This is a genomic window from Arthrobacter pascens (assembly GCF_017052465.1).
In the GTDB taxonomy this organism is placed as follows: domain Bacteria; phylum Actinomycetota; class Actinomycetes; order Actinomycetales; family Micrococcaceae; genus Arthrobacter; species Arthrobacter pascens.
Window position 1 is genome coordinate 18,671 of the sequence record NZ_JAFHKT010000144.1, and the last position, 12,522, is coordinate 31,192.

The 12,522-nt window shown below is 66.3% G+C and carries 13 protein-coding genes, 3 tRNA genes and 1 pseudogene; 12 read left to right on the forward strand and 5 right to left on the reverse strand.

Going from position 1 to position 12,522, the window contains the following annotated elements:
* Positions 1 to 741: pseudogene (locus tag JYA52_RS22955) on the reverse strand (C40 family peptidase); the annotation flags it as partial.
* 9 nt (positions 742 to 750) lie between these two features.
* Between JYA52_RS22955 and JYA52_RS22960 the strand changes: the two are divergent.
* Positions 751 to 1,512: a hypothetical protein gene (locus JYA52_RS22960; RefSeq protein ID WP_307869373.1), complete on the forward strand. Its 762-nt coding sequence runs from the start codon at positions 751 to 753 to the stop codon at positions 1,510 to 1,512.
* A 144-nt stretch (positions 1,513 to 1,656) separates the two neighbouring features.
* Here the strand turns inward: JYA52_RS22960 and JYA52_RS14095 are convergent, their stop codons facing one another.
* Genes JYA52_RS14095 through JYA52_RS14105 form a run of 3 tightly spaced genes read right to left on the reverse strand, consistent with a single transcriptional unit; the run spans position 1,657 to position 4,051 of the window.
* On the reverse strand, positions 1,657 to 2,577 hold the full coding sequence (locus tag JYA52_RS14095; RefSeq protein WP_205653801.1) for a cation diffusion facilitator family transporter: 921 nt from the start codon (positions 2,575 to 2,577) through the stop codon (positions 1,657 to 1,659).
* Positions 2,578 to 2,586: 9 nt separating this feature from the next.
* A complete protein-coding gene (locus JYA52_RS14100) occupies positions 2,587 to 3,015 on the reverse strand; it encodes a metallopeptidase family protein (protein ID WP_205653802.1) in 429 nt (142 codons plus the stop codon).
* A 10-nt stretch (positions 3,016 to 3,025) separates the two neighbouring features.
* Positions 3,026 to 4,051, reverse strand: coding sequence for a DMT family transporter (locus tag JYA52_RS14105; protein ID WP_205653803.1), 1,026 nt, complete (start codon positions 4,049 to 4,051; stop codon positions 3,026 to 3,028).
* Positions 4,052 to 4,289: 238 nt separating this feature from the next.
* Between JYA52_RS14105 and JYA52_RS14110 the strand changes: the two genes are divergently transcribed.
* The 11 genes from JYA52_RS14110 (at position 4,290) to JYA52_RS14160 (ending at position 10,460) form a co-directional block, all read left to right on the forward strand.
* Positions 4,290 to 4,362: transfer RNA gene (locus JYA52_RS14110), tRNA-Glu, on the forward strand.
* Between the two features lie 104 nt (positions 4,363 to 4,466).
* A tRNA-Asp gene (locus tag JYA52_RS14115) sits at positions 4,467 to 4,540 on the forward strand.
* A gap of 48 nt (positions 4,541 to 4,588) precedes the next feature.
* A tRNA-Phe gene (locus JYA52_RS14120) sits at positions 4,589 to 4,664 on the forward strand.
* Between the two features lie 603 nt (positions 4,665 to 5,267).
* A complete protein-coding gene (locus tag JYA52_RS14125) occupies positions 5,268 to 6,863 on the forward strand; it encodes a glycoside hydrolase family 68 protein (RefSeq protein WP_205653804.1) in 1,596 nt (531 codons plus the stop codon).
* A 301-nt stretch (positions 6,864 to 7,164) separates the two neighbouring features.
* On the forward strand, positions 7,165 to 7,620 hold the full coding sequence (locus JYA52_RS14130; RefSeq protein WP_205653805.1) for a hypothetical protein: 456 nt from the start codon (positions 7,165 to 7,167) through the stop codon (positions 7,618 to 7,620).
* 100 nt (positions 7,621 to 7,720) lie between these two features.
* A complete protein-coding gene (locus JYA52_RS14135; protein ID WP_205653859.1) occupies positions 7,721 to 8,176 on the forward strand; it encodes an Asp23/Gls24 family envelope stress response protein in 456 nt (151 codons plus the stop codon).
* Entirely contained in the window at positions 8,173 to 8,364 is a 192-nt protein-coding gene (locus tag JYA52_RS14140; protein WP_205653806.1) for a hypothetical protein, read from the forward strand. Before JYA52_RS14135 ends, JYA52_RS14140 begins: the two co-directional genes overlap by 4 nt.
* Complete coding sequence (locus tag JYA52_RS14145; RefSeq protein WP_205653807.1) at positions 8,361 to 8,741, forward strand: hypothetical protein; 381 nt, start codon at positions 8,361 to 8,363, stop codon at positions 8,739 to 8,741. The genes JYA52_RS14140 and JYA52_RS14145 overlap by 4 nt, the downstream gene beginning before the upstream one ends.
* On the forward strand, positions 8,738 to 9,385 hold the full coding sequence (locus JYA52_RS14150; protein ID WP_205653808.1) for a DUF6286 domain-containing protein: 648 nt from the start codon (positions 8,738 to 8,740) through the stop codon (positions 9,383 to 9,385). The genes JYA52_RS14145 and JYA52_RS14150 overlap by 4 nt, the downstream gene beginning before the upstream one ends.
* The gene (locus tag JYA52_RS14155) at positions 9,382 to 9,993 is read left to right on the forward strand and encodes a hypothetical protein (protein WP_205653809.1); all 612 of its coding nucleotides are present in this window, start codon (positions 9,382 to 9,384) and stop codon (positions 9,991 to 9,993) included. The genes JYA52_RS14150 and JYA52_RS14155 overlap by 4 nt, the downstream gene beginning before the upstream one ends.
* 152 nt (positions 9,994 to 10,145) lie before the next feature.
* Positions 10,146 to 10,460, forward strand: a complete 315-nt coding sequence (locus JYA52_RS14160; protein WP_205653810.1) for a hypothetical protein — start codon at positions 10,146 to 10,148, stop codon at positions 10,458 to 10,460.
* Positions 10,461 to 10,550: 90 nt separating this feature from the next.
* Here the strand turns inward: JYA52_RS14160 and JYA52_RS14165 are convergent, their stop codons facing one another.
* Positions 10,551 to 12,473, reverse strand: a complete 1,923-nt coding sequence (locus JYA52_RS14165; protein WP_205653811.1) for a glycoside hydrolase family 13 protein — start codon at positions 12,471 to 12,473, stop codon at positions 10,551 to 10,553.
* Positions 12,474 to 12,522: the final 49 nt, after the last annotated feature.

Below are 12,522 nucleotides of genomic sequence, written 5' to 3' on the forward strand. Positions count from 1 at the left end.
GAGGTAAATTGCCACGTGATAGAAGCCGGGAGCCGATCCCCACACCAGGAGATCACCGGGCTGCGCCTGGGACAGGGGAACATGAACGGGCGCCTGCGCGAATTGCGCTGCGGCCGTCCGCGGCAGGTATTTCCCGGCCGCCGCGAAGGCGTTCTGCACGAGTCCTGAGCAGTCAAAACCGTAAGCGCCGGTACCGCCATACTCATAGAAATACGGCTTTCCCACCTTGCCCAGGGCAACGGAAATGGCGGTCTGGTTGGAGCCTCCCGGCGACGGCGCCGGCGCGGGCTGGACAGGTTTCGGAGCGGGGGCGGGAACCACTGGGGCAGGTGCCGGCGGAGCGGGCTGGACAGGGGTGGCCGGCGCGGGAGCCGCCGGCCGTGCCGGCGCCGGCGCTACTGGAGCAACAGGCGCCGGTGCAACAGGCGCCGGCGCTGGCGCTTGGGCGCCGCGTGTCCGGCCGGCAGGAGCCTGAGTGGCAGGGGACTGGGAAGACGCCGCCGGAACCAGAGCACCCTGTGCCGCGGGGCGGACGGCGCCGCTTGCCTGCGTTCCCTGATCCGTTCCCTGCGTTTCCTGATCCGCTGCCGTCTCCGGGGCAGCCGAAACGGTGGCGAGCAGGGCCTGTTGCCGCTGCCGTTCAAGCCCGTCGATTCTTGCCGATTCGAGCGCAACGGTGGTGCGCCTCAGTGACGCCAGTTGGCCGACCAGGACCGACCTCTGTGCCTTGGCGTCGGACACTGCCTGCAGTTGTGCCGCGTTCGCCTGCTCGGCCGCGGCCTTGAGCGATTCGGCGGTCTTGGCGGCATCGTCGGCTGCCCGCCGGGCGTCTGCAGCGGCTGCGGTCAGGGACTCCGCCGCGGAGGCCGAGGCCTCGGCCGTTTCGAAGGCGCGGCTGCGGCCGGCCGAGAGGGCCTGCAGGGTGGCTGCCTGCTCCAGGACATCACCGTTGCCGGTCACGAAGCTGCTGAGCGCCGGGTTCAGCCCGCCGCTGCGGTACAGGTCCCCGGCCAGCTGGCCGATCTCCTTGCGGCTCTTCTCCTGCTCTTTGTCCGCGGCGCTGGCTCTGGCGGCCGCGGCGTCGGCGGCGTCAGTCCGGACCCGGAGTTCCACCAGGGCATCGCTGTAGGCGTTGTTCGCTTCCAGGCTCCGCGCGAAGGTGCTCGACTGGGCGGCGGCTGCCTCCGCCAGGAGGCCCTCGATGTCGGTGACCTTGGCCGCCGTCGCACTTTCACTGGATTTGGCCGCGGCGATGTCGTCGGGGGAGGGGACCTGCGGCGCGGCGGGAACCGTGACGGCAGCCGGGAAGGTGCCAGCCGGGTGGGCGCCAGCCGGCCTGTCGGCCTGTGCCGGGCCGGCGAGAAACCCAAGAAGGACGGCAGTTGCGCAGAGGGCGGCAGCCTTGCGGCCGGGACCGGTCAAACTCATTCGCAAACCTCGCAGCGCTCGGGCCGGGACGAACGGGTCTGGAGGCGGCACGGAAGTGCCCCTCGGGATGCCCAGCAGCATTGAGGCTACGGGTCAATTTTCACTTTGGCAACAAGGGTCTCATCTTTAACATAAACAACACCAGTGTCATTCGGTGGCATTTTGCCGGGCGTGTTCCGCTGACAACGTCCGGCCTCCTTTCTTAGCCGGCGCGCTTAGCCGGCGCGCTCAGGCGTGCTGGTGCGATTCGTGCTCGGAGTGGCTGGCAGGTTCGAGCTGGAAGGTGCAGTGTTCGGTGTCGAAGTGCGAGCCGAGGCAGGTGGTGAGCTTGTCAAGGACCTGGTCCGCCCCGCGGGCGCTGAGTACGCCGTCCTCCACCACCACATGGGCGGAGAACACCGGCACGCCCGACGTGATGGTCCAGATATGGATGTCGTGGACCGCCACGACGCCTGCCACCGACAGGATGTGTTCGCGGATCATCTGGACCTCCACCCCTTTCGGGGCGGCTTCCAGCAGCACGTCCACAACGTCCCGGAGCAGGTGCCATGCCCGCGGCAGGATCATGATGGCAATGAGGACGGAGGCGATGGTGTCCGCGGCAAGGAATCCCGTGAGCATGATCACCACGGCCGCGGCGATGACCGCCATGGAGCCCAGGAGGTCCCCCAGCACCTCGAGGTAGGCCCCGCGGACGTTGAGGCTTTCCTTCTGGGCGCCCCGCAGGATCAGCAGCGAGACGAGGTTCGCCGCGGCGCCGAGGATGGCGGCGTACAGCATGATGTCCGTCTGCACTTCCGGAGCGGCTCCGATCCTGCGGATGGCCTCGGTGAAGATCACCACGGCGATCGCCACGAGGATCAGGGCGTTGGCGAGGGCCGCCAGCACCTCGGCGCGCTGGTAGCCGTAGGTCCGCAGGTCGCTGGCAGGCCGGGAAGCGATCCACGCGGCCAGGAGCGCGATGAAGACGCCCGCCGCATCGGAAAGCATGTGCCCGGCGTCTGCGAGCAGTGCCAGGGATCCCGACAGGGCGGCCCCTGCCACCTGAATGAGAACCACGGCCATGGTGATGGCCAGGACGGCGATTAGACGGCGTCTGTGCTTGCCGGTCGCTGTGATGCCCGGGGCATGGTTGTGGTCGTGTCCCATGCCTCTAGGCTAATCCCAACCGAGTTCGTGGAGCCGGTCGTCGTCGATTCCGAAGTGGTGGGCGATTTCGTGGACCACCGTCACGGCGACTTCCTCCACCACGTCCTCGCGGGAGGAACAGATGTCCAGGATGGGTTGGCGGTAAATGGTGATGCGGTCCGGCAGTGAGCCCGCGTCCCACCACGAGTCGCGTTCGGTCAGCGGCACGCCCTCATAAAGTCCCAGGAGAACCGTGTCCGGGTCCTCGCCCGGCTGGGGTGTGTAGTCGTCCTCGATGAAGACGGCCACGTTGTCCATGGCGCGCGCAATGTCTGCGGGGATCATGTCCAGGGCGTCGCTGACGGCTGCCTCGAAATCAGTTTCGGACATGTCGAAGCCGGAGGAATCACCGGCGCCGTCCGGCACGATGGGAAGTCCTGGCGGCAGGTTTGCGGGCATACCCCAAACTTTAGCGGGATCTCCGCCGTGTGAGGCCCACGCCCACCAGGCAGATGGCACCTCCGACAAGGCCCCAGACGGTGGGGATTTCTCCGAGCACCAGCCAGGAGATCAGCACCGTGGTGGCCGGCACCAGGTAGGTGGTGGCGGCCAGCCTGCCTGCGTCGATGAGGGAGAGGGCATAAGCCCATGTGGTGAACGCAATGGCGGTAGGAAAGACGCCGAGGTAGACGAGGCCCAGGGTGGCGGGCAGCGGCGCGGCCTGCAGCTCCGTGACCAGCTGGCCGCTGAACGGCAGGCAGCACAGGAACCCCACCATGATGCCGAACCAGGTGGCCTGCCCTGCGGAGAACTTCCGCAGCACCGGCTTCTGGACAATAACGCTGACGGCGGCGAGCCCAGCGGCCAGGAGGCAGAGCAGCACGCCGGCCACGTCCGCCGTCGACCGCTGCCCGGAGCCAAGCGCGATGACGGCGACGCCGCCGAACGCTATGGCGCTGCCGATGATGAGCCAGCGCGGGAATCCCTCCTTGAGGACGATGCCGGCCAGTACAGCGATCAGGATGGGGTTGACGTTGATCAGCAGCGCGGCAGTTCCGGCGTCGAGCAGGTGCTCGGCGGCGTTCAGGGCGATGTTGTAGCCGCCGAACCACATGACCCCGAATGCGAGGATTGGCCACCATTCACGTCCCCGCGGCAGCATGCGCAGCTTGGGCAGGACCACAACGCCAAGCGCGACGGCGGCAATTGCCAGGCGCCCCAGTGTCAGGGAGCCGGGGGAGAAGCTGGGGCCGACGGCGCGGATCCCCACAAAAGCGGACGCCCAAAGCACCACAGTGATGACGACGGCGGCGACGCCCAGTCGGCTGATGCGCGGCCCGGCCGGGCCGGGCGATGCGGAGGAGTCCAGCGGTGCGGAGGCATCCGGAGGGGCGATGTCGCGGCCGGGGGAGGAGCCTGCCGGTTTTGCTGCCTGGGAAGCGCCCTTGTGGGGATCTGCTGGCTGGATGGGGCCGGTGCGGGCGGTGGTTGCCATGGTGCCAATCTAGTCCTGTGTCGGGTTCCTGGGCTGGCGGAAATCGGTCACGTCTAGGCGAGAAACTGCCAAAATTTCCGGGCGGCTGCCGGACTTTGGGGCGGCGTCATCGCCGATTTTGGAAATTCCCGGAGGAGGCTCTATAGTTTTAGAGGTCCAGTTCGGAGCAACTCGAAGGGACAAAAACGAAAGGCTTCGGCCCTTTATTTTTGCCCGGAACAACCCGTACTGAGTTCAGGCCCCCATCGTCTAGCGGCCTAGGACACCGCCCTTTCACGGCGGCGGCACGGGTTCGAATCCCGTTGGGGGTACGCAAGGAAGTGGTCAAACCAGACCAAAAAGTCTGGTAGGCTAAAGGCCTTGAAAAATTGCAGTAGCGATACTGCAAGCAGCAAGAAACACGCAGTACAAGCAAGGCCCTGTAGCGCAGTTGGTTAGCGCGCCGCCCTGTCACGGCGGAGGTCGCGGGTTCAAGTCCCGTCAGGGTCGCTCTGATTGCCAGAAGAAATTCCGGCTCTCATGGTGACATGTCACCTAGGCTCTGTAGCTCAGTTGGTAGAGCGTTCGACTGAAAATCGAAAGGTCACCGGATCGACGCCGGTCGGAGCCACCACTGGGAAGCATCAGTTCTTCGGAACTGGTGCTTTTCTTCTTTAACCGCCGTTCCCCCGTGTCCACACGGTGGAACGGCGGCATTTTTCGTGCCCGGATTGCCGGTCGACCTTGTCGGGGCCAACGCGCCGGGCATAGACAGGCTCAATTGCCGGAGAGGCTCATCCATTCTCCGGCAGTGCCGTTGGTCTTCTGCCAGCCAGGTTTGGGAGGGGAGCCGGCCATGACGGATATCACTCTTTTGCCCCCTGCCGAACGCGTAAGCGCAGGTGACGTCATTGTTACGTTCCGGTTGATCAATTTCCTGCGCTGTGGCACGCGCGCGGAAACGTAGATGTAAGCGCTTGCACTAAATTGGCGGGACGACTCGATGCCCCTGAAAACCGGGTTGAGCTCGGCTGACAACGTTGTCTACCGTGGGGGTGTGCCGAGCAATGTATGACATCTCGAGCCACCTTGACGGGGTCCTACCCAAACCCCGTTCTCCCTCGACACAACGGCGTCCTCGATGACGCATGTCGTGTCAGCGGGGATTTCCGGAGTGCTGGGGGGCAGGGCATCAGCCCATCTTCCACGAACGTAACTCCGCGAGAAGAGCAAAAACATGCACAAGCACCCCAACACCCCCCGGATGCTGCGGTGGCGCCCCGCCGCCGTAGCTCTGGCGGCGGCTGTCGCAGCTTCGACGTTCCTTGCCACGCCTTCGGCACAGGCAAACGAACCGTCGGATCCGCCGGCCCAGCAGCAGATGCCGGCTCCCGCCCCCGGCTTCCCCCTGCCTACAAAGCACACGCAGAAGGCTTACGACCCGGCGTCCGACTTCACCTCGAAGTGGACCCGTGCGGACGCGAAGCAGATCATGGCGCAGAGCGACTCCACGGTAAAGCCCGGCGAGAACTCGATGAGCCCCGACGTCACCATGCCGGAAATCCCCGAGGACTTCCCCACCATGAACGACGACGTGTGGGTTTGGGACACCTGGTCCCTGACCGACGAGCACGCCAACCAGATCAGCTACAAGGGCTACGACGTCATCTTCTCCCTCGTCGCTGACCGGCACGCAGGCTACGGCTTCGACCAGCGCCACTGGAACGCCCGCATCGGCTACTTCTTCCGCAAGACCAACGCCGACCCGGCCAAGGACAAGTGGAACTACGGCGGACACCTCTTCCTGGACAACACGTCCATCGGCAACACCGAATGGTCCGGGTCCACCCGCCTCATGAAGGGCAACCAGGTGAACGTGTTCTACACGGCCACCACGTTCTACGACGTCAAGGAGCGCAACGCCGGCGGCGGCGGAATTGCCCCTGACGCGGCCATTGCCAAGGCTCTCGGCAAGATCCACGCCGACGAGAACGGCGTGACCTTCGACGGCTTCAAGCACCACAAGCTGCTCGAACCGGACGGCAAGATGTACCAGACCAAGGAGCAGAACCCGGGCTTCGCCTTCCGTGACCCGTACACCTTCGCTGACCCGGCACACCCCGGCAAGACCTTCATGGTCTTCGAAGGCAACACCGGCGCCAAGCGCGGCGACTACCGCTGCAAGAACGAGGACCTGGGTTACCGTAAGGGCGACCCCAACGCTGAAAGCCTCGACGAGGTCAACAACAGCGGCGCCTACTACCAGACCGCAAACGTCGGCCTGGCAGTGGCTGAAAACAAGGACCTGACCAAGTGGAAGTTCCTGCCCCCGATCCTCTCCGGAAACTGCGTCAACGACCAGACCGAGCGCCCGCAGATCTTCATCCAGAATGAGGGCGGCAAGAACAAGTACTACCTGTTCACCATCAGCCACCAGTTCACCTATGCAGCCGGCATGCGCGGTCCCGACGGCGTCTACGGCTTCGTGGGCGACGGCATCCGCTCCGACTACCAGCCGATGAACAACAGCGGCCTGGCACTGGGCTCCCCGACGGACCTGAACCTGCCGTCCGAATCCCCGGAGGCCCCGACCCCCAACCAGAACGGCCGCCAGTTCCAGGCCTACTCGCACTACGTGCAGCCGGGCGGCCTGGTCCAGTCCTTCATCGACAACGTGAACGGCGTCCGCGGCGGATCCCTTTCGCCCACCGTGAAGATCAACTTCCGCGACGGCGTATCCCAGGTTGACCGCAGCTTCGGCAAGAACGGCCTCGGCCCGTTCGGCTACCTGCCCACCAACGTCAGCGTTGGAGGCAACGGCCTCTACAAGTAGAGCCGGGCTTGACCTGTAGGCCGGTGATTAGGCCGGCATAGCAGTACATCGGCGGAGGCGCCCGGATCAAGTCCGGGCGCCTCTGCTGCGTTCATGGCGCCGGCGGGCATCTGACCGCCGTTCCTTATATACATATACAAATACGAATACGCGCGCTGCGGACCGGCGGACCCGTGCCCTGTCAACTTGGAATGCATGCGGCGGTCACGGCTAGACTCGCACGCCGGGGGATACGGCCGGCTCTTGCGCCGGCCAGTCAAGGCCGCCTGCTGGCGGCGAACCAATCCAGGAAATGTGAACTGTGAAAAACTTTGCCCGCACGCTGACCGCCACCGCTCTCTTCGCCGCAGTGGCACTTACCGCCTGCACCGCCCCGACGGCCGGCAGCACGCCGTCGTCCTCCAATGGTTCCGGGTCCACGAGCAGCCCGGCTGCCGCGCCGGAGACAAGCACGCCGTCTGGCGCTTTTGGCGGCTTCGCCACTGCCGCCGAAGCGTGCAAGGCCATCGCCGAGCAGGCCACCGGCGCCTCGCTGCTCCCAATGTCCGCTGCCCAGGGGAAGACCGCGGAGCTTGAGCAGAAGAAGGCCGAGCTCAGCGAAACGGCGCAGCGCGTACCTGACTCGATCAAGGCAGACTTCGCGAGGCTGAACGAGGTGGCGGTGGCCGGTCTGAGCGACCAGACCGTCTATTCGAGCGGCAAGTTCCAGGAGGCCATCGCCCCCGTGAACCAATGGCTGGCCACTAACTGTGCCTAGGCCCCGCGCTCGGAACCGATAGGCGAATCGTGCCCGCGCCACCCCCTGACGTTGTCCGACCTAGGGGATAGGGTTGAGTTCAACAGAAGGGGAGCGCCTGATGGAATACGAGAATCCGGATCCTGCCGGCATCCGCACGCAAACGGCCCTCAGCCAGGCCGCTGGCGGCGGACGCACAGTCATTTCTGAAACAGCGGTTGCTAAGGTGGCCGGAATCGCGGCCCGGGCTGTGCCGGGCGTCTACTCCCTGGGGACGGGCTCATCCAGGGCCTTGGGGGCCATCCGGGACGCCGTGGGTAGCTCCGACCACGCCGCCGGGGTGCACGCCGAGGTGGGCGAGACCCAGGTCGCTGTTGATATCACCCTCGTCGCAACCTACGGCACTCCGCTCCACTCTCTGGCCAACCAGGTTCGGGCCGCCGTCTATTCGGCAGTCGAGAAGCTTGTCGGACTCCAGGTCATCGAAGTGAACGTCGAAATCAATGATGTCTACATCGCGCCGCCCGTGAAGCCCGCGGGTCCGGCGGCAGCACCTGAGAGGGAGGCGATCCTGTGAGCCTGACGGTCGTGGGAATCGGGATCGGTGCGTTCGTGGCCTTCATGTCGCTCCAGTTCGGTCTGTGGGGATTCCTGGTCGCCTTGCTCTTCATGGGCGTTGGCGCCCTCTTGGGCCGCGCCGCAGAAGGGAAACTGGACCTGCGCAGCGTCATTGATGCCCTGAGCGGCCGGCGCTCCTCGTCATGAGCGAGGAAGCCGAAGCGACTCCCAGCCGGCTCTACAGCGGTCACAATAGGATCAGCACCCAGGCCCTGACGAGCCTGGCGAAGGCGGCGGCAGGTGCGGCGCTGGGGATTCCTCCGCACGACGTCCGCGCGGATTGGTCGGACGACGACGGCCTGCTGGCGTTGTCCCTCGTCACTCCGATCAAAATCCCTTCCCTGACGGCCGTCGTGCGCGACCCTGCCCGGGTGCCGGCCTTTGGCGGCTCCATCCGGGAGCGGGCCATTGCAGCCAGGTCGGAGATCCTCACCACCGTCACGGAACTCAGCGGCGCACGCCTGAGCAGGGTGGATATCCGCATCAGCGGCGCGCACGTCACGGAAAGGGGCCGGGTACGTTGAGCTCAGTCATCGAACGGCAGAATCCCGCGGATGGAGACCCGGGCGATGCCGCCGGTCCCGTGAACGCCGGATCATTTGACATGCGCCGCGTCCTCCACCGGGAAACCCACTCCTCGCGTGCCGCAGCGGCCGGCATCGCCGCCGTCCTTGTTGTCCTCGTCTCCCTCTATGCCCTCCTTGAGTCGGCAGTCCGGGCGATCGGCCAGCCTCCCTGGCTGATCGACCCCCAATCAGCGGCCGAACGGATCGTTGCGCTGCCGAGCGGCGTCCCGCCGCTCCTGCTGGGCGTTACGGGTGCCGTCGTGACAGCGGCCGGTCTGTTCTTCTTCCTCAGCGCCATACTGCCTGGACGCAGGGCGAGGCATTTGCTCGAAGAGCCCCGCGTCGCTGTGGTGGTGGACGACGAAGTCATAGCGTCCGCCCTCGCCCGCCGGGCCCGCCTTGCGGCCAACGTCACGCCGGAGCAGGTCATGGTGGTGGTCTCCCAGCGCCAGGCGGTGGTCAACGTGCGCCCCACATCCGGTGTTCCGGTCAGTGAGAACGCGGTCCGGGAGGCCGTCGAGGACGAACTCCGTGCCATGGCGCCCATTCCCCTCCCCGCAGTCCGGGTCAACCTGGCGGAGTCCGGGGTGATCGGGGCATGAACAGCACTCCGCGCCTGCTCAACAGGATCCTCATCGGGATCCTCGGCCTCAAGCTCCTGGCTGTGGGCATCCTGCTCATGCTGCTGGCCACGGTTCCCGCTGTGGGTTCGTGGTGGCAGTCCTGGTCCGCGGGTGTCAGGGACGGCGCCAACCGGCTTTTCGACGGGACAACGTTCCCGGGCCGGCAGGAGAGCTGGCTCTGGATCGTCCTCTCGCTCGTCCTGGTCCTGGTGATCGGGCTCGTGGTGGCGTGGGTCGCCCAGCAGGGAAAGGGGCGATCAGGGCTGCTGCTGGCCGCCGAGGACCCCGGCGGCGTACCGGGAGACGTCCGCATCGGCAGCGGCGTGGCGGAGCAGTCCCTCAAGAACGCGCTTGCCGAACGTCCCGATCTCGCCAGTGCCACGGTCAGCACCTATGAGGTCCGCGGGCAGCCCGCGCTCAAGATCCGCCTTCACCCGCGGTCCGGTGTGGCGCCGCATCTTCTCGCGGAGGACGCATCTGCCCTTGTCGCGGCGCTGGATGAGGTTGTCGGCCAGAAAACACCCGTGCTGGTGCACATCGCGGCCGGCGCCCGCACCCGCTTCAGCCGTGCGGAGCGCGTCCGCTGATTGTGACCTCTGCATGTCCTGCCCGGCGTGGGCCTTTGCCTCAGGGTCATGCTGGCGCCTAGTTTGAAGGCGAGGGCACGTTGTGGCCGCAGGTCACACGGCCCGCCGCCGGGGCCAACAACCCGGCCAAGCCGTCGACAAGGGAGAACACTGTGCGCGAAGGAGTAACAGGAAACCACGCTGCAAAAGACGGACTCGAGAATGCTGTGGGCCACGCCAAGGAATTTGCAGGCGGCGCCGCTGAAAACGTCAAAGTGTTGGCGGGCGGGACAGCGGAACACGTCAAGGAGTTCGCCGGACAGGCAGCCGGGAACGTCAAGGAACTCCTGTCAGGGGACGTCGCCGCAAATGTGAAGGAAGCGGCGAGCGACGCAGCAGGCAACGCCAAGGAACTCGCTGGTGGTTTTACCGAGAAGGTCAAGGGCTTCTGGGCCAAGCTTGCCGGACTCCTCAAGGGCGGCAAGTAGTCCTTCGGCCTGTCCCATCACCGACAGAGCGCTGCGTCCCCGAGGGCACGCGGCGCTCTGTCGGTTGTGGCGGCACCTCTTGGTTGGGGCCTACCCGGCCAACAGGTAGGCCGCGCTGTTGGGTGCAATGACGGCGCTGTCGGCGTCGGCTCCGGCTCCTGACCCTGTCGCCGCGTCACTCGACAGAACCACCCGGTAGCCGTCCGGGACGGGCGTCGCCTCGGTCCCCATGTTCGCCACCACCAGGACGTCCCGGTTCTCAAAGGCCAGCACACCCAGTTCCGGATCGTGCATGTCGGCCCAGCAGAACGTGCCCGAGCCCAGTCCGTGGCTCCGTCGCAGGGACAGCGCCGAGCGGTACAGCTCAAGCGTGGAACCAGCGACGCCTTCCTGTCTGTCCGCCGCGAGCCCGCCGAACGAGTCCGGCTGGGGAAGCCACGGCCCGGCCGGTGCGCCGGCAGTCGTCGACCCCGCCGCTGTGTACGCCTCGGCGAAACCGAAGCCGGGTTCGTCCGACTTCCACGGCAGGGGAACGCGGCAGCCGTCGCGTCCGCGCTCTACGCCATTTGTGCGGAAGAACGTCGGGTCCTGGCGCGCGTCCGCGGGCACGGTGGTGTGTTCCGGAAGGCCCAGTTCCTCCCCCTGGTAGAGGTAAGCCGAGCCGGGGAGGGCGAGTGACACGAGCGTGGCCGCCCGCGCGCGGGCGAGGCCCAGGGCCGCATCCGGCTGCTCGTCCTCCGCGGCAATGCCCTTCGGGAAGCTTGTGGGATCGGACAACCCGAACCGGCTCGGGTGGCGGACGGTGTCATGGTTGCTCAGCACCCACGTTGTCGGGGCGCCCACCGAAGCGGCAGCCTCGAGCGACTCCTCGACGGCTACCGCCATGCGCCCGGCGTTCCAGCCGGCGAGCAGGAAATCAAAGTTGAACGCCTGGTGCATTTCGTCCTTGCGGATATACCGTGCCAGCCGTTCCGCCGGTTCCACCCAGGCTTCGGCCACGAGCATGCGGTCGCCGTCGTACTCGGCCAGGACACGGTTCCAGTCCCGGTAGACGTCGTGGACACCGTCCTGGTCAAAGAAGGGCGACGGCGGATACAGCGGAGACACCGGTTGATGCTGCGCGCCCTCTCCCGGAGCCAGCACGGAGACTTTGCCCCGGGCTGCGTCATCCGCGCCGGCGCTGCCGGCCGCAAGGCTGGCGTGGTGGGCCGTGTGCGGCTCGACTGACTCCGGGTGGGCGCCGGGGGCATCCGGGAGGTGCCGGGCGTCGGCTGAGCCTTCCACCATGGCAGCCACGCCGTCCCAGTCCGGCAGCCCGGCCTCCTTGACCATTCCGTGCGCCACGTCCACCCTGAAGCCGTCCACGCCGCGGTCCAGCCAGAACCTGATGACGGACCGCATCTCCTCCCACACCTCGGGGTTCTCCCAGTTGAGGTCCGGCTGTTTGGTGTCGAACAGGTGCAGGTACCAGTGGCCCGGCGTGCCGTCCGCGTTGGTGGTCCGCGTCCAGGCCGGGCCGCCAAAGATGGACTTCCAGTTGTTCGGGGCGATGTTCCCGTCACCGGAACCGTCCACTTCGTCCTTCCCGGGCCTGAAGATGTAACGTTCCCGGGCGGCCGACCCCGGTTCCGCGGCCAGGGCCTCGCGGAACCACACATGTTCGTCGGACGTGTGGTTCGGCACCAGGTCCACGATCACCTTCACGCCGAGGGCGTGAGCTTTCTGCAACATCTCGTCAAAGTCGTCCAGGCTGCCGAACATCGGGTCTACCTGGCGGTAGTCGGCGACGTCATATCCAGCGTCCGCCTGCGGGGACTTGTAGAACGGTGACAGCCAGACGGCATCGACGCCGAGCTCTTTCAGATAGGGCAGCCGCGCAGTCACGCCGCGCAGATCGCCCATGCCGTCTCCGTTGGCGTCCGCGAAGGAGCGCGGGTAGATCTGATAGACGACGGCGCTGGCCCACCACGCCTCTATGTCAGAACCGGGCGTTGAAATGGGGCGGTGGCTCATAGTTGCCTCTCCGGTAACAATTAGGTGTAAACGCTTGCATTTCTTTCCG